The sequence below is a fragment of the Kutzneria viridogrisea DSM 43870 genome, from assembly GCF_000525635.1.
Classification (GTDB): Bacteria; Actinomycetota; Actinomycetes; order Mycobacteriales; family Pseudonocardiaceae; genus Kutzneria; species Kutzneria viridogrisea.
The window spans coordinates 3113159-3132917 of the sequence record NZ_CP007155.1 but is presented as its reverse complement, the minus strand read 5'-3'; the positions used below and the strand labels follow the sequence as shown (position 1 = coordinate 3132917).

At 71.1% G+C, this 19759-nt stretch carries 18 protein-coding genes; 11 read left to right on the top strand and 7 right to left on the bottom strand.

Annotated elements, in window-relative coordinates; translation table 11 throughout:
- Nucleotides 1–16 precede the first annotated feature (16 nt).
- The 3 genes from mdlC to KALB_RS14065 form a co-directional block, all read right to left on the bottom strand.
- The gene (gene mdlC, locus KALB_RS14075) at nucleotides 17–1606 is read right to left on the bottom strand and encodes a benzoylformate decarboxylase (RefSeq protein WP_025356355.1); all 1590 of its coding nucleotides are present in this window, start codon (nucleotides 1604–1606) and stop codon (nucleotides 17–19) included.
- 109 nt (nucleotides 1607–1715) lie between these two features.
- Nucleotides 1716–2120, bottom strand: a complete 405-nt coding sequence (locus KALB_RS14070; RefSeq protein WP_025356354.1) for a hypothetical protein — start codon at nucleotides 2118–2120, stop codon at nucleotides 1716–1718.
- Nucleotides 2121–2189: 69 nt separating this feature from the next.
- Nucleotides 2190–3308 carry a Glu/Leu/Phe/Val family dehydrogenase gene (locus KALB_RS14065; RefSeq protein WP_025356353.1) on the bottom strand — a complete coding sequence of 373 codons (1119 nt, stop codon included), beginning with the start codon at nucleotides 3306–3308 and terminating at the stop codon, nucleotides 2190–2192.
- Between the two features lie 178 nt (nucleotides 3309–3486).
- Between KALB_RS14065 and KALB_RS14060 the strand changes: the two genes are divergently transcribed.
- The 7 genes from KALB_RS14060 (at nucleotide 3487) to KALB_RS14030 (ending at nucleotide 12213) form a co-directional block, all read left to right on the top strand.
- Nucleotides 3487–5052: an aldehyde dehydrogenase family protein gene (locus KALB_RS14060; RefSeq protein ID WP_025356352.1), complete on the top strand. Its 1566-nt coding sequence runs from the start codon at nucleotides 3487–3489 to the stop codon at nucleotides 5050–5052.
- The gene (locus KALB_RS14055; protein WP_025356351.1) at nucleotides 5052–6212 is read left to right on the top strand and encodes an acyl-CoA dehydrogenase family protein; all 1161 of its coding nucleotides are present in this window, start codon (nucleotides 5052–5054) and stop codon (nucleotides 6210–6212) included. The genes KALB_RS14060 and KALB_RS14055 overlap by 1 nt, the downstream gene beginning before the upstream one ends.
- A complete protein-coding gene (locus KALB_RS14050; protein WP_025356350.1) occupies nucleotides 6209–8362 on the top strand; it encodes a thiamine pyrophosphate-dependent enzyme in 2154 nt (717 codons plus the stop codon). Before KALB_RS14055 ends, KALB_RS14050 begins: the two co-directional genes overlap by 4 nt.
- A 150-nt stretch (nucleotides 8363–8512) precedes the next feature.
- Nucleotides 8513–9394, top strand: a complete 882-nt coding sequence (locus tag KALB_RS14045) for a hypothetical protein (RefSeq protein ID WP_025356349.1) — start codon at nucleotides 8513–8515, stop codon at nucleotides 9392–9394.
- 309 nt (nucleotides 9395–9703) lie between these two features.
- Nucleotides 9704–10840, top strand: a complete 1137-nt coding sequence (locus KALB_RS14040) for a type III PLP-dependent enzyme (protein ID WP_201771922.1) — start codon at nucleotides 9704–9706, stop codon at nucleotides 10838–10840.
- 79 nt (nucleotides 10841–10919) lie between these two features.
- Nucleotides 10920–11303, top strand: coding sequence for an adenosylmethionine decarboxylase (speD, locus tag KALB_RS14035; protein WP_025356347.1), 384 nt, complete (start codon nucleotides 10920–10922; stop codon nucleotides 11301–11303).
- Nucleotides 11304–11343: 40 nt separating this feature from the next.
- A complete protein-coding gene (locus tag KALB_RS14030) occupies nucleotides 11344–12213 on the top strand; it encodes a spermidine synthase (RefSeq protein ID WP_030108976.1) in 870 nt (289 codons plus the stop codon).
- A 37-nt stretch (nucleotides 12214–12250) separates the two neighbouring features.
- Here KALB_RS14030 and KALB_RS14025 read toward each other — a convergent pair whose 3' ends face one another.
- The 3 genes from KALB_RS14025 to KALB_RS14015 form a co-directional block, all read right to left on the bottom strand.
- Nucleotides 12251–12868, bottom strand: coding sequence for a TetR/AcrR family transcriptional regulator (locus KALB_RS14025; protein ID WP_025356345.1), 618 nt, complete (start codon nucleotides 12866–12868; stop codon nucleotides 12251–12253).
- A 20-nt stretch (nucleotides 12869–12888) separates the two neighbouring features.
- Nucleotides 12889–13971, bottom strand: a complete 1083-nt coding sequence (locus KALB_RS14020; protein ID WP_025356344.1) for an HNH endonuclease signature motif containing protein — start codon at nucleotides 13969–13971, stop codon at nucleotides 12889–12891.
- Between the two features lie 317 nt (nucleotides 13972–14288).
- Nucleotides 14289–15551, bottom strand: coding sequence for an MFS transporter (locus tag KALB_RS14015; RefSeq protein WP_236650255.1), 1263 nt, complete (start codon nucleotides 15549–15551; stop codon nucleotides 14289–14291).
- A gap of 105 nt (nucleotides 15552–15656) precedes the next feature.
- Here KALB_RS14015 and KALB_RS14010 point away from each other — a divergent pair, with 105 nt between their 5' ends.
- Nucleotides 15657–16646: a GlxA family transcriptional regulator gene (locus tag KALB_RS14010; protein WP_236650254.1), complete on the top strand. Its 990-nt coding sequence runs from the start codon at nucleotides 15657–15659 to the stop codon at nucleotides 16644–16646.
- Here the strand turns inward: KALB_RS14010 and KALB_RS14005 are convergent.
- Nucleotides 16612–17322, bottom strand: coding sequence for an SDR family oxidoreductase (locus tag KALB_RS14005; RefSeq protein WP_025356341.1), 711 nt, complete (start codon nucleotides 17320–17322; stop codon nucleotides 16612–16614). The two genes, KALB_RS14010 and KALB_RS14005, sit on opposite strands and share 35 nt — an antisense overlap.
- Before the next feature lie 69 nt (nucleotides 17323–17391).
- On the opposite strand from KALB_RS14005, the gene KALB_RS14000 reads away from it, so the two are divergent.
- From KALB_RS14000 to KALB_RS13990, 3 genes are read left to right on the top strand one after another with little or no spacing between them, the layout of a single operon-like run.
- Entirely contained in the window at nucleotides 17392–17775 is a 384-nt protein-coding gene (locus tag KALB_RS14000) for a hypothetical protein (protein WP_148309464.1), read from the top strand.
- A gap of 54 nt (nucleotides 17776–17829) precedes the next feature.
- A complete protein-coding gene (locus KALB_RS13995; protein ID WP_025356339.1) occupies nucleotides 17830–18585 on the top strand; it encodes a DUF8832 domain-containing protein in 756 nt (251 codons plus the stop codon).
- Nucleotides 18585–19748, top strand: coding sequence for a permease (locus KALB_RS13990; RefSeq protein ID WP_030111880.1), 1164 nt, complete (start codon nucleotides 18585–18587; stop codon nucleotides 19746–19748). The genes KALB_RS13995 and KALB_RS13990 overlap by 1 nt, the downstream gene beginning before the upstream one ends.
- Nucleotides 19749–19759 lie beyond the last annotated feature (11 nt).

Here is a 19759-nt window from a genome sequence, read left to right as displayed (position 1 = left end):
GGAGCCGACTTTACCGTCAGTACAGCGATTCGTAGCCCGGATCAACCCGAACGTGGAGCAGGGTGGGCACTGTCGTGGTACCCAGCCCGGCCAGTGCCTCGCGCAGTTGCTCGGGCGTGTGCACGGCCCGAGCCGCGCAGCCCATGCCCTTGGCCAGCGCGGTGAAGTCGAGTCCGCCCAGCTCGGTGCCGGGAACCTTGGCCACCCCGGCGCTGTCGGCCATCGAACGCAGCGCCCCGTACTGGGTGTTGTCCAGGATCACGAAGGTCACCGGCACGTGCTCCCGCGCGGCGGTCCACAGCGCCTGGATGCCGTACATCGCCGAACCGTCGCCGATCACGGCCACCACCGGCCGGTCCCCCGACACCATGCGCACCCCGACGGCGGCGGGCAGCCCCCAGCCCAGCACGCCGCTGGCCATGGTGAAGAAGCCCCGGTCCCGGGAGGTGATCGGCAGGTGGTCGTGCAGGTCGTTGCGGTGGCTGGGGATCTCCTCCACGAGCACCCCGTCCGAGGGCAGCGCCTCGGACAGCGCCGCCAGCACGTAGGCACCCGACATCAGGCCGCCCACCGCGGGCGCCGCGGGCTCGGCCGCCCGCTCCCGCGGTGACGGCGCCGACCGCCCGCTGTCGGTCACCAGCTCCAACAGCGCCTGGGCGGCCAGCTTCGGCGTGGCCAGCAACCCGGTTCCCTCAGGGGCCCAGGCCAGCACGTCCGGGTCGTCGTGGATCAGGTGCAGCGGCGGCAGGTCCGGCCCGTCCTCGGGGGTCTGCACGTGGTAGGTGAACGCCGACGCGCCCAGCGCCACCACGCAGTCGTAGGCCGACAGCGCCTGGGTGAGCTGCTTGCGGGCCGGGGGCAGGAAGCCCGCGAACAGGGCGTGGTCCTCGGGGAACGCGCAGCGCGGCGACATCGGGCTCGCCCACACCGCCGCCCTGGTCCGCTCCGCCAGCCGCACCACCTCCTCCACCGCGTGGTCGGCGTCCACCGAGGCGCCCACGACCAGCGCGGGCCGTTCGCTGGCGTCCAGGGCCCGCGCCACCTCGGCGATCGCCGCGGCGTCGGGCCCGAACCCGGCGGTGCGCGGGCGCAGCGGCACCGGCCCCGCGGGCTGGTCCCAGTCGTCGACCGGCACGGACAGGAACACGGGCCCGTACGGCGGTTGGGTCGCGATCTGCAATGCGCGCGCCAGCGCCGCGGGCACGTCGGCCGCGCGCGCGGGCTGATTGCTCCACTTGACGTACGGCTTGGGGAACTCCGGCGCGTCGATCGCCCCCAGGAACGGGTCCCCGGTCAGCAGCTCGCGCGCCTGCTGGCCCGCGATGACCACCAGCGGGGTGCGGTTGCGGTAGGCCGTGACCAGGCCACCCAGGCCGTGGCCCACCCCGCCCGAGGAGTGCAGGTTCACCACCACCGGGCCGCCGCTGAACTGCGCGTAGCCGTCGGCCATGGCCACCACGCAGGACTCCTGCAGGGCCAGCACGTAACGGAAGTCGTCCGGCCAGTCCCCCAGGAACGGCAACTCGGTCGAACCGGGGTTGCCGAACACGGTGGTCGTACCCCAGGCCCGCATCAGCTCTCGGCAGGCATCTCGCACTGTACGCACGCCGCGATCCTAGACGTAGGATGTCTGCGGGCCTTGCACCGTGGCGTGAAGGGCTTGCACCGTGGCGTGAAGGTGGCTTTCGCCGCGCTGGGCGCGGCGAAAGCCACCTTCACGCCACTGGGACGGGCTCGATCCCGAACTTCTGGGCTACGAGGCGCCAGAAGACCGGGACGGCCTCCACACTGGGCCGGACGAGGTGGTCGTCGTGCCCGGTGGTCGAGCGGTGCTCGATGAGGACGTGGCCCGAGCCCACGTGGCCGGAGGAGGGTGATCGGACCACGAGGACGGCGATCGGCGGGGCCTCGGGCACAGGCCGGGCAGCGACCACCAAGTCGTGCATGGAGGTCAGTGCCGCCAATTGGCGCTCGGCCCCGCAGACGCGCACGCTGTCGACGATCTCGGCCATGTGGCGGAACTCGGGGTGTCCGGCGGCCATCTCGTGGAAGGCCAGGGCGATCTGCGACCAGGGCCGCTCGGTGAAGTGGTCCTGCCAGGCCCGCGAGTTCGTCCGCACCTGGTCAGTGTGCCCCGGCTCGTGCCATGAAAGTGCCGTTCGTTGCACTCAACGCAGGGAACGGCACTTTCATGACGGGTTCGGCAATCGCCCGCGCAACCGCATGGCCTCGCGGACGCGGGTCTGGGCGAGGTCGCGGGCGGCTTCGTGGGTGGTGCGGCCGAGCGCGCGGGCGTGGTCCAGCACGGTGACGGCGTTGGCGCGCAACTTGTCGGCGATGACGGCGTAGATCGCGGCGGGGTCAGGGCGCAGCGCGGAGTAGCGGGCGTCCATGGCGTACGCCGCGGCGACCACACCCCCGGCGTTGGCGATGAAGTCGGGCAGCACGGTGACCCCGCGCGTGGCGAGGACCCGCTGCGCGGCGGGGGTCGTGGGCAGGTTGGCGCCCTCGACCACGACCCGGGCGCCGATCCGCCCGGCGAGGTCGACGTCGATGACGTCCTGGGTCGCGGCGGGCACGAGCACCTCGGCGGGCACGAGCAGTTCCTCGCCCAGTGCCAGCAACCGGCCACCTCGGTACTCGGTGACGGTCCGGTCCCCGGGCACGGCGAGCAGGGCGGCCACGTCCAGGCCGTCGGGGTCGTGCCGGACCCCCAGCGCGCTGGACACGGCGACCACGGTGGCGCCGAGTTCGGCGTACCGCTTGGCGGCGGCGCGTCCGACGGCACCGAAGCCCTGGATGGCGACCCGCGCGCCGGTCAGCTCGGTGACGGCGTCAGTGGCCTCGGCGAGGCCGTACCCGGTGACGCCGAGTTGGTCGTACGGGACGCCGCCCAGCTCGGCGGGGGTACCCACGGCGGCGCCGCGATCACGCAGTTCGTCCTGCACGACGGCGGCGTCGCGCTCGGTCATGCCCACGTCCAGCCCGAGCACGTACTCGGCGGGCACCTCGTTGGACAGCGCCCGCACGAACGCGCGCAGCACGGCCTCCTTGTCGGCGCGGGCCGGGTCGAAGCGGATCCCGGCCTTGGCCCCGCCGTGGAACAGGTCCACCCCGGCCCACTTCCAGGTCATCACCCTGGCCAGCCGGGCGACCTCGGCCACGGTCAGCCCCGGGCTCATCCGGGTGCCGCCCTTGCCCATGCCGCGGGCGGTGTTGTCGATCACGAGCACCCCGCGCATACCGGTGCGGGTGTCGGACACGCAGACGACCTTCTCCGGACCCCACTCGTCCATCAGCTCGAACATGCTCCCAGGCTGCCGGAGCGCGGACCGGGCAGCCAAGGCCAGGAGAACACGACCTCGTGGCCCAGAGGTGCAGGGCTGCTTGCCCTCAGCCGAACGAGGTCCCGTGCTCCCGGGCTTGGCTGGGGCGGGGCGGGTTCGCCAAGGTGGAAGGCACACCGAACAGTGAGAAGGGACCTCCATGGCCGAGCCTCTTGCGTGCGCGTCCGTCATCGCGGGCAGCACCGACACCGGCGCCGCAGGCGGCGAACTGACCTCGCTCAACCCCGCTCAGCTCACCGACGTGGTCGCGCGGGTGGCGCTGTCCGGGCCACCGGCCATGGTCGAGGCCGCACGGGCGGCGCGCGAGGCGTTCCCCGCATGGGCGGCGACCCCGGCTCCGGTGCGCGGGCAGGTCGTGCAGCGCTGGGGCCGACTGGTCGAGTCCAACAAGGAGGCCCTCGCGCGGCTGATCACCCGCGAGATCGGCAAGCCCTACGCGGAGTCCCTCGGCGAGGTGCAGGAGATCATCGATACCTGCGACTTCTTCCTTGGCGAGGGCAGGCGGCTGTACGGGCAGACCGTGCCCAGCGAGATGCCGGACAAGCAGCTGTTCACCTTCCGCGTGCCGGTCGGGGTCAGCGTGATCATCACCGCGGCGAACTTCCCGGCCGCCGTGCCCTCCTGGTACCTGGTGCCCGCGCTGCTCTGCGGCAACACCGTGGTGTGGAAGCCCGCGGAGCTGTCCGCGGCCGTGGGCCAGGCGCTGGCCGAGCTGGCCTGGCACGCCGGGGTGCCCGCCTCGGTGCTCAACCTGGTGCAGGCCAACGGCGAGGCCACCTTCACGGGCCTGTCCCAGGCGCTGGAGCAGGGGCTGGTGGACAAGGTCGGCTTCACCGGGTCCACCGAGGTCGGCCGGGCGATCAGCGAGCTGTGCGGACGCCACCTGCAATCGCCGTGCCTGGAGCTGGGCGGCAAGAACCCGCTGGTGGTCATGGCGGACGCGAAGCTGGACCTGGCCGTGGAGGGCGCGCTGTTCAGCGGGTTCGGCTCGGCCGGGCAGCGCTGTACCTCGCTGGGCACGGTCTTCGTGCAGCGCGAGGTGCACGAGGAGTTCCTGCGCCGGTTCACCGCGGCCGTGGAGCAGGCCGCGATCGGCGAGCCGATGCGGGAGGTGCTGTACGGACCGCTGATCGACACCCGGTACGCGGAGCGGTTCGAGCAGTACCTGGAGCTGGTCCAGCCGCACCACACCGTGCACGGCTCCACCGGGACGGGCCGGATCACCGATGCCAACCCGCGCAAGGGTTTTGTCGGTTCACCGGAGCAGGGCATCTACGTGCACCCGACCATTGTGGACGGTGTGACCGCACAGGACGCCCTGTACCGCACCGAGACCTTCGGGCCGCTGGTCGGCGTGGGCGGCTTCGACACGTTCGACGAGGCGGTGGAACTGGCCAACGGGCACGGTTACGGCCTGTCCGCGGCGATCTACACCACCGACGCCGCCAACGCGTTCCGGTTCCGGCAGCGCTGCCGCGCGGGCATGGTCAGCGTGAACAACTCCACCTCCGGGGCGGAGGCGCACCTGCCCTTCGGCGGCAACGGCCTGTCCGGCAACGGCAGCCGCCAGTCCGGGATCTGGGTGCTCGACCAGTTCACCCGCTGGCAGTCGATGAACTGGGACTACGCGGGCAAGCTCCAGAAGGCGCAGATGGACCTGGTGGCGCTGCCGGAGGCCGACCTCGACTACCGGCTGGACGTGTGATGGCGGACCCGATCGACCTGCTGGGCGTGGCGGAGCTGTTCTCCGAGGAAGAGCGGCTCATCCGCGACACCGTGCGCGAGTTCGTGGACGACAAGGTGCGCCCGCACGTGGGCCGCTGGTTCGCCGACGGCACCTTCCCGCTCGAACTCGCCCCGGAACTGGGCAAGCTCGGACTGTTCGGCATGCACCTGACCGGCTACGGCTGCGCGGGGGCCAGCGCCACGGCGTACGGCATCGCGTGCATGGAGCTGGAGGCGGTGGACTCCGGGCTGCGCAGCTTCGTGTCGGTGCAGGGATCCCTTGCCATGACGGCGATCCACAAGTTCGGCTCGGAGCAACAGAAGCAGCAGTGGTTGCCGCGCATGGCCTCCGGCGAGGCGATCGGCTGCTTCGGGCTGACCGAACCGGACTTCGGCTCGAACCCGGCCGGGATGCGCACCACCGCGAAGCGCACCGCTGGGGGCTGGGTCCTCAACGGCAGCAAGCTCTGGATCACCAACGGCGGGGTCGCGGAGATCGCGGTGGTGTGGGCCCGCACCGAGGACGGGGTTCGCGGCTTCCTGGTTCCCCGTGGCACCAAGGGTTTCACGACCCGTGACATCAAGGACAAGTTGTCGCTGCGGGCCTCGGTGACCTCCGAACTGGTCATGCAGGACTGCGAGCTGCCCGAGGACGCGGTGCTTGCCGACAGTCGTGGCCTGCGCGCTCCACTGTCCTGTTTGAACGAAGCGCGGTTCGGCATCCTGTGGGGCGCCGTGGGTGCCGCGCGTGACTGCTACGCGACCGCCTTGCGGTACGCCAAGTCCCGCGTCCAGTTCGACCGGCCGATCGCCGGTTTCCAGCTGACCCAGCAGAAACTGGTCGGCATGGCACTGGAGCTGGAGAAGGCGTTCCTGACCGCGCAGCACATCGGGCGGCTCAAGGACGCGGGCCGCTGCGAGGCGGCGCACGTCAGCTTCGGCAAGCTCAACAACGTGCGGGTCGCGCTGGACATCGCCCGCGAGGCGCGCACGATCCTGGCGGCCAGCGGCATCACCACCGAGTACTCGGTGCTGCGGCACGCCAACAACCTCGAGTCGGTGCTGACCTACGAGGGCACCAGCGAGATCCACACGCTGGTGCTCGGCGAGGCGATCACCGGGATCGGCGCGTACCGGTGACCGAGCAGGTCGACGAGCACTTCCTGGCGGCGGTGGCGGGACTGCGGGCGTGCCCCGCCGCCCCGGTGGCCGACCGTGCGCGGCTGCTGGAGCTGTTCGACGCCCAGTTGGGCAGCCGCCACCTGGACCTGGTGGCCCGCGAGTTCCGGGCCAAGGGCCTTGGCTACTACACGATCGGCTCCGCCGGGCACGAGGGCAACGTGGCCGTGGCCGCCGCGCTGCGCCCCACCGATCCGGCCCTGCTGCACTACCGCTCCGGGGCGTTCTACCTGGAGCGCGTGCGGCAGGCCGGGCTGTCCACCGGGCTGGACGACGTGCTGCTGGGCATGATGGCGGCCACCGAGGAGCCGATCGCGGGCGGGCGGCACAAGGTGTTCGGCAACCACGCGGCGGCCGTGATCCCGCAGACCTCCACGATCGCCTCGCACCTGCCGCGGGCGGTCGGCGTGGCCTTCGCCATCGAGCGGGCGCGCAAGCTCGGCGTGGACTCGCCCTGGCCCGCCGACGCGCTCGCGGTGTGCAGCTTCGGGGACGCCTCGGCCAACCACTCCACGGCCGCCGGGGCGATCAACACCGCCGTGTACTGCGGCTACCAGAAGCTGCCGATGCCGCTGCTGCTGGTGTGCGAGGACAACGGGCTGGGCATCAGCGTGCCGACCCCGCACGGCTGGATCGCCAGCGCCTACGGCAATCGCCCCGGCCTGCGCTACTTCTCCGCCAGCGGCTTCGACCTGGTGCGGGCCTGCCAGGTCGCCGCCGAGGCCGCCGACTGGGTCCGTCGCAAGCGCTTGCCCGCCTTCCTGCACCTGCACACCGTGCGGCTGATGGGCCACGCCGGGTCCGATCTGGAGTCGGCCTACCGGGCCCCGCAGGAGATCGCCGCCGAGTTGGCGCGCGATCCGCTGCTGGGCACCGCCGAGCAGCTGATCGCCTGCGGGGCGCTGACCCCGGACGAGGTCGTGCGGCGGTACGAGGACAAGCGCGCCGAGGTCCGCGCGCGGGCGGAACGCGCCGCCGGCCGACCCCAGTTGGACAGCGCCGCCGCCGTGCTCGCACCGCTGGCGCCACGCAGGCCCGAGCTGGTGGCACAGGCTGTGCGGCCCGCGCAGCCGCACGAGCCGGTCACCTTCGCGCAAGCGGTCAACCGGACGCTGGCGGACCTGCTCGCGCAGCACCCGAACCTGCTCGTCTTCGGCGAGGACGTGGGCCGCAAGGGCGGGGTGTACGGCGTCACGCGGGGCCTGCGGCGGCGGTTCGGCGCGGGGCGCGTGTTCGACACCGTGCTGGACGAGCAGTCCATCCTGGGCCTCGCGCTGGGTACCGGCGTGTCCGGACTGCTGCCGATCGCGGAGATCCAGTACCTGGCGTACCTGCACAACGCCGCCGACCAACTGCGCGGCGAGGCGGCGACGCTGCGCTTCTTCTCCAACGGCCAGTACCGCAACCCGATGGTCGTGCGCATCGCCGGGTACGGCTACCAGAAGGGCTTCGGCGGGCACTTCCACAACGACAACGCGATCGCCGCGCTGCGGGACATCCCCGGCCTGGTGATCGCCTCACCCGCCCGCCCCGAGGACGCCGCCGCGATGCTGCGCACCTGCGTGGCCGCGGCCCAGGTGGACGGCAGCGTCTGCGCCTTCCTGGAGCCGATCGCGCTGTACCACACCAGGGACCTGCACACCGAGGGCGACGGCGGCTGGCTGGCCGGGCCGCCGACCGGGCACGTGCCACTGGGCAGCGGCCGGACCCACGGCACCGGCACCGACCTGACCCTGGTGAGCTTCGGCAACGGGGTGCCGATGAGCCTGCGCGTGGCGCGGCGCCTGGCCGAGCACGGCCTCGGTGCCCGCGTGCTGGACCTGCGCTGGCTCGCCCCGCTGCCCGTGGCCGACCTGCTGCGCGAGGCCACCGCCACCGGCCGGGTGCTGGTCGTGGACGAGACGCGGCGCACCGGCGGGGTGTCCGAGTCCGTGCTGACCTGCTTGCTGGACAACGGGTTCAGCGGCCGAGTCGCCCGCGTGGCCAGCGAGGACAGCTTCGTCCCGCTGGGCGGGGCCGCGCTGCACGTGCTGCTGTCCGAGGACACCGTGCTGCGCGCGGCGTTCGATCTACTGAACATCAGACTTCCGACGGGTACTGGCCTGGAGTGACCCGGCCCTAGCATCGGCGCTGGCGCGTGACCCCTGCGAAACAACCTCTGCACCGACCATGCGCTCCACAACGAGACCCACCGGCACCTGAGCGCTGCCGGTCGGTGACGCGCGCCTTGGTGAAGTCCCTGCGAACAAGGACGGAACGCGATGCGAAGCGCTCTCGTTGCCCTGACCTCGTTATGCCTCCTGCTCACCGGCGCCGCCGCCGGCAACGCCAGCACCCGTGAGGGCGTCGTGCCCGGGTTGTCGGGTACCGATGCCGTGCACGCCGCCGGACCGGCTGCCGACAACTTCCTGAAGCTGCACCGGCAGCGCGTCGCCGACAACGCGGCCCGCAAGCCCCAGGTGGCCGCGCAGCTGCACACCTTCTGGGGCCCCGAGCCCAAGCTCGGCAGCGGCGACGGCATGGTCGTCACCCAGAGCATCACCCCGAGCCTGCGGCTGTCCAACTCCAGCGACACCGTGTACGCGCCGACCATGAAGCCCACCGGGCACTCCTGCATCGAGATCACCACCGCCTACGGGCTCGGTGACGCCGGTCAGCTGTGGGCCTGGGACTGGTGCAAGTCGGTGTCCCCGGCGAAGGTCGTGTACCTGGACAGCTCCTTCGTGAGCACCTACACGACAACTGTCAACGGTCACCCGGCCTACACGGTGCAGGAGGTCCAGACCAACGCCAGGCAGAACACCTGGACGGCCTCGCTCTACAACTACAAGACCAGCGCCTGGGACGTGCTGTTCACCCAGAGCGGCAGCGACCAGAGCCAGCTCAACGAGGGCTGGGACATCTTCGAGATCTACGCCACGCACAACAACTCGACCGGCAACGCCTACTACTGCTCCGACGCCAGGGGCGCCGTGTTCGAGAGCAGCTCGATCAAGCTGCGTTCCGGCGGCAGCTGGGTCCCCGCCACGTCCTCGAACTCCCCGCTCTCGCCAACGACCAACCCGCGGCCGAGCGACTACGACTGCTCCTCGCTGAAGTTCGAACTGCTCAACGCCAACGACCACTGGCGCGTCACCGTGTGACCGCCACCACTCGCGTGAGTGAGCCGCCCACCGCGCCGGCCTACGGATTTCGTGAAGGAATTCGGCCGTCCGGTGGGCGGTGGTCGCCAACAGCCTCTTCGAGGATCTACCATGACTCGCCGCGGTGCGCCCCGAAGCACCGCGACCACCCAAGCGGCGAACGGGTCGACGCAACCACTGACCCGAGACTGGAAGGTACGTAGCGGAATGGGAGACAGCCTCGCCTGCCGGGCGTTGCACGCGCCACAGCCGATCACGGCGACCACCGTGCAGCCGCACACTCCGTCACAGACGGAACCAACCGGGGCGATGTCCCGCATCCGCGAGTACCTCGACCGTGAGAAACCGCCCACGCCCTGCCTGGTCATCGACCTGGCCACGGTGCGGGAGCGGTACCACCAGCTGGCCGCTGCCCTGCCGGGCGCCCGGCTGTACTACGCCGTCAAGGCGAACCCGAACGCCGAAGTGGTGCGCCTGTTGGTGGAACTGGGCGCCAGCTTCGACGTGGCGAGCATCCCCGAGATCGAGCTCTGCCTGGCCAGCGGCGCCCGTCCGGAGCAGATCTCCTACGGCAACACGATCAAGAAGCGCGCCGACATCGCGCGGGCCTTCGAGCTGGGCGTGCGTCTGTTCACTTCGGACAGCCTCGCCGACGTGGAGCACCTGGCCGAGCACGCGCCCGGCGCCTCGGTGTTCTGCCGCGTGCTGCTGGCCGACACCGGCTCGCTGACCCCGTTCGGCAAGAAGTTCGGCTGCGCCCCGGAAATGGCCACCGAACTGCTGTCCCACGCCGTGCGGCTGGGCCTGCGCGCGGGTGGCGTGTCCTTCCACGTCGGCTCGCAGCAGCTCGCCCCGTCCGCCTGGGACGAGGGCGTGCGGCAGGCCGCTGGCGTGGCCGCGAAGCTGGCCGCCGAGGGCATCGAGCCGCCTCTGCTGAACATCGGCGGCGGGCTGCCCGGCCGTTACACCCAGGACATGCCGCCGCTGGCCGAGTACGCCGGGGCGATCACCTCCTCGGTGCGCGAGCACTTCGGCGCCGCCGGGCTCGCGCTGCCCCAGCTGGTGCTGGAACCGGGCCGGTTCCTGGTCGCCGACGCGGGGCTGCTGCGCAGCGAGGTCGTGCTGGTCTCCCGTAAGTCCACAGAGGACACTCACCGCTGGGTGTACCTGGACGTGGGCCGCTACAACGGGCTGGCCGAGACCGAGAACGAGTACATCACCTACCTGCTGGCCACGCCCGGCCGCGAGGGTGCGACCGGTCCGGTGTACCTGGCCGGTCCCACCTGCGACGGGGACGACGTGCTGTACCAGCACAACGTGTACCGCCTGCCGATGGAGCTGCGCGCCGGGGACCACGTGGAGTTCCTCAGTACCGGCGCCTACACGGCGAGCTACTCCTCCATAGCGTTCAACGGGTTCGCGCCGCTGCCGACCCACTGCATCTGACCGCGCGCGAGCGGTCGACCTCTTTCGTCCAGGCCCTGTCAGGGGTCTGGTCTGCCCTGGGAATAGATGGGAGTGATAGATGACCGGAGTACTGGGCTCGGTGCAGACCGTGGGGTCGTTCACCGGACAGCACGTGCTCGCCGAGATGGAGGGCATCGAGGCCGCGCTGCTCAACGACGAGCAGAGGCTGCGGGAAATCCTGGCCACCGTGCTCGACCAGGCGGGAGCCACCGTGCTGGAGGTGACCTCCAAGCAGTTCGAGCCGCAGGGGGTGACCGTGCTGGCACTGCTGTCCGAGTCGCACGCCTCCCTGCACACCTACCCAGAGATCGGAAAGGTCTTCGTCGACGTCTTCACCTGCGGGCACCGGGCCAAGCCCGAGTTCGCGGTGCAGCTGCTCGCCGAGGCGTTGCGCACGCCCGTGGTGCACGCGAAGACCATCCGCCGCGGCGAGGACGAGTAGTCGTGTCCCCCTTGCCAGCGAAGAAGATTGTGAGGACCCAGTGACCACAACCGAACGCACGAAGCAGATCCACGAGCCCACCGGTCAGGGGCTCACCCGGATCTGGGACCTCGACGAGGTCGTCTGGGAGGGTGACACCGACTTCCAGCACCTCGTGATCGCCAAGACCGCCCAGGGCGTGTCGCTGTTCTGCGACAACGACCGGCAGAGCACCGAGTTCAGCCAGCTCACCTACCACGAGGCACTGATGGTGCCCGCGCTGCTGCTGGCCGACCAGGTGCGGTCCGTGCTCGTCGTCGGCTCCAGCGAGGGCGTCGTCTGCCAGATGGCCGTGGCCGCCGGTGCGACCCGGGTCGACCACGTGGACATCGACACCCAGGCGGTCAAGCTCTGCGCGGAGCACCTGCCCTACGGCTACACCCCGGAGGAACTGGACCGCGCCGAGCGCGGCGACGGGCCGATCCGGGTGCACTACGCCGACGGGTGGAAGTTCCTGCTCGACGCCGCGAACGGCACCGACCGGTACGACATCGTGCTGGTCGACCTGCCCGACGAGCGCGAGGAGGAAGCCCAGCACAACCGCTTGTACGGCACCGAGTTCCTCGGCATGTGCAAGGCCGTGCTGGCGCGGGGCGGGGTGGTGGTGACCCAGGCGGGTTGCCAGACCATGTGGCGCAACAAGACTTTGCAGACCTCGTGGCGGCGTTTCACCGAGACGTTCGGCACGACGGCGTACTACGGCTCCGACGAGCACGAGTGGGCCTACCTGTTCGGGCGCGCCGACGAGGTCGCCGACCCGACCGCGCTGATGATCGAGCGGCTGCCCGCCTGCGGGTACCGCCCGGAGTCCATCGACGCGCTGGCGCTGCGGGGCAACTCGGTTCCCCCGTACCGCGTGCGGCACCAGTAGTACCCGGCGGCGGGGTACGGTCCGCACCCCGCCGCCCTCACAACTCGGGGCGCCAGCAGCGTTTGACCTCCAGCCAACTCGGCGCGGGCCCTGGCGGCTGCTGGTGCCCGGTCGCGCGCAGGCCGTCCAGCATCAGCTCCAGGTAGCGCCGTTGCAGCAGGGCGGAGCGCTCGGCGCTGCCGACGCCCCGCACCCTGAGCTGAGCGAAGATCAGGTACAGGTCGCCCGGCGTGATGCCCGCGCGCATCGCCCCCGACGCGATCGCCCTGTCCAGCAAGGCTTCCAGCACTTCCGCCAGCCGGTCGCTGGTGGCCAGCTGCTCGTCGGTCGCCGGGAACACACCGGCCAGTTGCAGCAGTTCCCCGCTGCCCGCCTCGGCACAGTCCCGCATGAACCCCGTGAAGGCCGCCCACGCGTCCCCCGGCTGTTCCACCGCCTGCTGCGCCAGTTCCACCAGCTGTTCCATCGCGTGGATGCACAGCTGCTGAACCAGTTCGTCCTTGCTCGCGTACCTCCGGTACAGGGAGGCCACGCCGACACCGGCCCGCCGCGCGATCGCCGCCATCGAGGCGTCCGGCCCCAGCTCGGCGAGCACGGCCCTGGCTGCGTCGAAAACCAGTGCGTCGTTGCGCCGCGCCTCCGCCTGTCTGCTCACGTGACCAGGCTAGCCGCTGCTCAGGGCGGGTCGGGTTCCGCGATGGGCTTGGGCCGGGTCGTGTAGACGAACCCCAGCGGGGTCGTCCAGTGCCGGGTCCCATCCAGCTCTCGGGTGAACCGGTACAACTCAATCGTCTTCACATAATGGTGCACCTCGCAAAACGGCCCAAGATTGCGCGCCTCCGTCACCCCGCCCGAGGCGAATCCCCGCGCGTGGTCGATCTCGCACCGCGCCGCAGGCCGCATACACCCCGGCGCCTGACACACCCGATCCCGCACCCGCACGAATTCCTTCAACGCCTCAGGTGGTCGATACCGTTTCCGCCCCACCCCCACCGGCATCCCGACCTCATCCACGAGAACTTTCCGCCAGTCCCCCTGCGCGGCGATCTCCCGGGCGGTAGCCGCCTCCACCGGCCCCACCCCGGAAATGTACCCCGGCTCCTCAGTTAGTCCAATGAGCGTCTTCGCGGAAATCGTGAGATCGGTGTGCACAGTCACCGGTCGGCCGCTGCCCAGCATCCGGTCAATGAACACATCGGCCTGCTTCTCACCCCAGGACCGGTCATCTTCGAGGCTCTCCGCGTCGGCGGTGATCTGATCGAAGATCACCCGCGCGGGCACCGCATCCAGGTACGCGGTCAGCAACGCCATCCCATCCGGCATCGACCGATAGCCCACCTGCGAAGACTTCCGCACCGCCCGCACGTGCCGCCGCTGCGCACCCTCCGGATCCACCAGGCAGACCAGCCGATCGGTCTCGGCCTTGAGTTCCTGGGTGGTCCACTCGGCGGCCCCGGTCAGCCCGGCATCCACCGCCCGAGCCTGCTCCGCATCCAGGTTCTCGGTGCGCTTGCGCACCACCTCGAACCGGTCCAGATCCACCAACCCATCCCGCAGCAACCCCGCCACAACGGGAAGCCGATCCAGCGCGGCAGCCTGGTCCAGTTTCCGCCGCGCGGCACCCAACGGAATGTGCAGCAGCAATGCCAACTCGTGGGGATCATCCAACTCCGCGATCAGGCGAAGCTGCGCGTGATCGAGCGTCCGCTTGGCAACCTCAGCCGCCAAGACTGCCCGCACGATCTCCACCTTCCCCACGCCACCAATTCTACTCCGAATGCCGGACACGGAAGAGTGAAAGGGCGGCCGATCGCCGCGCGCAAAGAGTGACGATGGACGCACGGGCCTCGCGGCAGCGAATGCCGGAAACGAAAGGGTGAAAAAAGGGCGGCCGATCGCCGCGCGCAAAGAGTGACGATGGACGCAGGCCTCGCGGCAGCGAATAGCCGACACTAACAGGCGAAAGAGGGCGGCCGCCGACAATCACCAAACCCCAGGGGTGGCTTTTTCTGGGGGAGGCGATGGGCTACGCTTCCCGGCGAAATCGGGGCGGCATTCCACGCCCCGACTCCCGATTACCGCCCATCGCCAGGGGTCCCAGACAAAACCACCCCGACACTCCCCACTCGCGCTGCCCGCCGCCCCGCCATCATCGCCAGCGACAACCCCGCCGCCCCGCAACTGAGCAGACCCGCCACGTACCAGGCCAGGTCGTAGTTGCCGAGGTTGTCGCGGACCAACCCGGCCGCGACGGCGGCGAAGGCCGCACCGACCTGGTGGGAGGCGAACACCCAGCCGAACACGATCGGCCCGCGGTCACCGAAGTACCGGCGGCACAGGGCGACGGTCGGCGGCACGGTGGCGACCCAGTCGAGCCCGTAGAAGACGATGAACACGAGCATGCTGGGCTGCGTGGTGCCCGCGAACAGCGAGGGCAGGGTGAACAGGGACAGCCCGCGCAGCCCGTAGTACGCGCCGAGCAGCACGCGCGAGTCGAACCGGTCGGTGAGCCAGCCGGAGAAGACGGTCCCGGCGATGTCGAAGATGCCGACGAGCGCGAGCAGGCTGGCGGCGGCGGTCTCCCCCATGCCGTGGTCCATCGCGGCGGGGATGAAGTGCGTGCCGACCAACCCGTTCGTCGTGGCCCCGCAGATGGCGAACCCGGCCGCCAGCAACCAGAACGGCTTCGTCCGCGCGGCGTCGAACAGTGCCCGCAACGCCAACCGCGCCGCGCCACCACTCGCGGCCTCAACCACAGCGGGCTCCGTAGCACCGAGCGCCACGAGCCCCACGTCCTCCGGGCGGTCCCGCAGCAGCAACGCCACCAGCGGAACCACCACCAGCGCAGCCCCTGCCACCACCAGGGCCGCGACACGCCAACCGGAGTCGGCGGCGATCGAGGCCAGTACGGGCAGGAACACGAGCTGACCGGCCGCGCTGCCCGCGGTGAGCACGCCGGTGACGATGCCGCGGTGCCGCACGAACCAGCGGGAGGTCACGGTGGCGACGAACGCGAGCGCCATGGAGCCGGTGCCCAGCCCGACGAGCACGCCCCAGCAGAGCAGGAGCTGCCAGCTGGCGGTCATGAACACGGTCAGCCCGCTGCCCACCGCCACGACCAGCAGCGCGACGGACACGACAGCCCGGATCCCGAAGCGCTGCATGAGCGCGGCGGCGAAGGGCGAGGTGAGCCCGTAGAGCACGAGGTTGACCGACACGGCGGCCGAGATGGTGCCCATGGACCAGCCGAACTCGCGGTGCAGCGGGTCCATGAGCACGCCGGGGGTCGCGCGGAACCCGGCCGCGCCGACCAGCGCCACGAAGGACACTGCGGCCACGACCCAAGCACGGTGGATCTTCGATCTCAACACGGCGACCAGCAAACGCGCTCGGCCCCATCGAGCACGAGTGGCCCGGAGGCCACTATGTGCAAGAATCGGGCCATGAGGACCGGCAAGCACACCGTGGTCGTGCTGGCACTGGACGGGGTGGTCGCCTTCGACCTGGGCATCGCCTCGCGCGTCCTGAACTCGGCGGACCAGGCGCTGGGCGGCACCGCCTACGAGGTGCTGACCTGCACCGCGGACGGCGGCCCCGTGCGGACCACGGCGGGGTTCGCGCTGCTGCCCGGCCACGGCCCGGAGGTGCTGGAACGCGCGGACACGGTGATCGTGCCGGGGCCGTGCGAGGGGCCACTGGTCACCAGCGCGACGCTGCCCGGGGACCTCGTGGCGGCGCTGGCCCGCGTCCCGGCCAAGGCCCGCTGGGTGTCGATCTGCACCGGGGCGTTCGTCCTGGCGGCGGCGGGTCTGCTCGACGGCAGGCCCGCGACCACGCACTGGATGCACACGGAGACCTTCCGCGCACTGCACCCGCGCGTCCAACTCAACCCCGACGTGCTGTTCGTGGACGACGGGGACGTGCTCACCTCGGCGGGCGCCGCGGCGGGCATCGACCTGTGCCTGCACATCGTGCGCCGCGACCACGGCAGCGAGATCGCCAACCAGGTGGCCCGGCGCACGGTGGTGCCCGCGTGGCGTGACGGCGGCCAGAGCCAGTACATCGAACGGCCGTTGCCGGAGGTGGTGGACTCCAGCACGGCGGCCACCCGCCGCTGGCTCACCGAGCACCTGCACGAGCAGGTCGACCTGCGCGGGCTCGCCGCGACCGCGCGGATGAGCGTGCGCACCTTCACGCGCCGCTTCCGCGAGGAGACGGGCATGAGCCCCGGCCAGTGGCTGTTGCGGCAGCGGGTGGAGCGGGCCCGACACCTGTTGGAGAGCACGGAGTTGTCGGTGGAACGGATCGCCCGCGAGGCCGGGTTCGGCACCACGGCCTCGCTGCGCCAGCACCTCAACTCCGTGCTCGGCGTCTCCCCTTCGGCCTACCGCAGGGCGTTCACCGGTAGGCGGCCTGCCCGACGGGCCGGATGAGGATCTCGTTGACGTCCACGCTCGGCGGCTGGCCCACCGCGTAGAGCACCGCCCTGGCCACGTCCTCCGGCTCCAGCTTGGGCTCCCCGTAGCGGTCGACGGGGATCGCCGGGGTGTCGACCAACCCTGGCTGCACCACGGTGACCCGCACCCCGCTGCCCACGCACTCCGCCCGGATCGCCTGTGCCAGCCCGGAAACGGCCCACTTCGTCGCCGAGTAGAGGCTGCCCGGCCGCACCCCGCGCCCGGCCGCCGACCCGGTCAGCACCAGGTGGCCGCCGCTGCGCACCAGCGCGGGCAGCGCGGCGCGCGCGGTGTAGGCGGGCCCGCACACGTTGGCCAGCACCATGTCCTGCCACTGCTCGGGCGGGGTGCCGCCGTCACCGAGGAACGAGGTCGTCACGGCGATGCCCGCGTTGGCGAACACCACGTCCAGCCGCCCGAAGTGCTCCTCGGCCCGCTCGATGAGCGCGCTGACCTGCCCCCAGTCCGCCACGTCGCAGGGCTGCGCGAACACCCGGTCCGGACCACCGCCCAGGGACTCGGCGAACGCGGCGAGCCGGTCGGCACCGCGCGCCGCGAGCACGAGCCGGTACCCGGACTTGGCGGCCAGTCTCGCGGTGGCCGCACCCAGTCCGCTGGAGGCACCCGTGACGAGCAGCACTTGATCGTTCATGAAGACCACCCTAGGGCCGCCGACGTGGTCCGCAACCCGGTGTGCCCGCCCAGGGTACGCTCAGTGGCGATGGACAGCAGGGCGAGCCGCCACCGGTGGGTGATCAGGACGATCACCGTGTTCGCCGTGCTGGTTGGTGTGTTCGCCATGCACGGCCTGCCGATGGCCGTGGGCACCGGCTGTCACGGCGGGAGCACCGCCATGTCGGCCACCGCGATGTCCGGGCACGCCGACAGCGGACCCGTGGCCGCCCCGGCCCACCACCGCGGCGAACTGTGCGTGTTCGTCCAACCGGACGCCGCGGACAGCTCCGCGCTGCTCGCGCTCGCCGTCCTGGCGCTGACCGCGTTCGCCCTGGTGCTCGGCCTGTGGTCGACCGACCGCCCCTCGCGCGGCCCCCCGCTGCCCAGCGGCGCGCAGTTGCTGCTGCGCCTGTCCGTGTCGCGGACCTGACAGGACCGGTTCACCCCGGTCCCGTTTGTCGTTCGCACGTAAGGACTTCCACTCATGCTGTTCCGTCGTACCCTGCTGGCCGCCGCCGCGCTGGCCACCCTCACCGCCTGCTCGCAGGCCCCCGCCGAGCACGACATGTCCGCCATGCCCATGCCGGACGCGGGCACCTACAAGGTCTCCTCCACGTCCACAGTGGACAACGCCGACTACCGGTTCACAATCGTGGACGGCGGCGGCAAGACCGTCACGCAGTTCGAGCCGGACCAGACCAAGCTGATGCACTTCTACCTGATCCGCTCGGACCTCACCGGCTTCCAGCACGTGCACCCGACGATGGCCGCCGACGGCACCTGGACGGCCCCGCTGACCCCGGCCGGTCCCGGGGACTACCGGGTCTACGCCACGTTCACCACCGGCGGCAAGGAGCAGGTCGTCGGCCAGCCGACCCAGGTCCCGGGCACCGCGACGAGCACCCCGCTGCCGCCCGCCTCGGCCAGCGCGCAGGCCGACGGCTACACGGTGTCGCTGGAGGGCGAGCCGATGGCGGGCATGGCACACTCGCTGAAGGTGACCATCAGCAAGGACGGCAAGCCCGTGACCGACCTGCAGCCCTACCTCGGCACCAGCGCACACCTGTCGGCCTTCCACGAGGGCGACCTGGAGTTCGCGCACCTGCACCCCGAGTCCGCCAACGGGGCTGAGCTGTCCTTCCACGCGGTGCTGCCCAAGTCGGGCAACTACCGGCTGTTCGTGCAGTTCCAGACGAACGACACCCTGCACACCGCGGCGCTGACGCTCAAGGTCAGCTGATGGTCCTCGACGCGGTGGGGCGCGCGCTGGCCATGGCGGGCTCGATGACCTGGGAGATCCTCTGGGCGCTCATCCTGGGCTTCGCGCTGTCGGCCGTGGTGCAGGCACTGGTGCGCAAGGCCACGGTGGTCCGGCTGCTCGGCGACGACCGTCCCAGGACGTTGCTGGTGGCGGCCGGACTGGGCGCGGCCTCCTCCTCGTGTTCCTACGCGGCGGTGGCGCTGGCCCGGTCGCTGTTCGTCAAGGGCGCGAACTTCACCGCGTCGATGGCCTTCGAGATCGCCTCCACGAACCTGGTGGTGGAGTTGGGCGTGCTACTGGCCCTGCTGCTGGGCTGGCAGTTCACCGCGGCGGAGTTCCTCGGCGGCCCGATCATGATCGTGCTGCTCACGGTGCTGATGCGCCGGGTGCTGCGCCGCGGGCGGCTGCTGACCGCCGCCCGCGAGCAGGCCGAGAAGGGCGTGGCCGGGGCCATGGAGGGCCACGCCGCGATGGACATGTCGGTGCGGGCGGGCGGTTCGGTGTGGCGCAGGCTGCGCTCGGCCGAGGGCTTCACCTCGGTGTCGCACGTGTTCGTCATGGAGTGGGCGGCGATCCTGCGCGATCTGGTGATCGGCCTGCTGCTGGCCGGGGCGATCGGGGCGTGGGTGCCCGAGGAGTTCTGGCGGCAGCTGTTCCTGACCGGCCACCCGGTGCTGTCCGCGCTGTGGGGGCCGCTGGTCGGCCCGCTGGTGGCGGTGCTCAGCTTCGTGTGCTCGATCGGCAACGTGCCGCTGGCGGTGGTGCTGTGGAACGGGGGCATCAGCTTCGGCGGGGTCGTCGCCTTCGTGTTCGCCGACCTGCTGATCCTGCCGATCCTGAACATCTACCGCCGCTACTACGGCACCCGCATGGCCCTGGTGCTGTTCGGCCTGTTCACCGCCGCCACGGTCGGCGCGGGCTACGCCGTGGAGCTGCTGTTCGGCGTGACCGGGCTGACGCCCACCCGGCGGGCCGGGACCATGGTCGAGTCGGGCGTCTCGTGGAACTACACGACCTGGCTCAACCTGGTGTTCCTCGCGCTGGCGGCGGTGCTGGTGGTCCGGTTCCTGCGCACCGGCGGTGTCGGCATGCTGCGCATGATGGGCGGCTCACCGCCGAACAGCGGGCACGATCACACGTAGCGCGGGAAGCA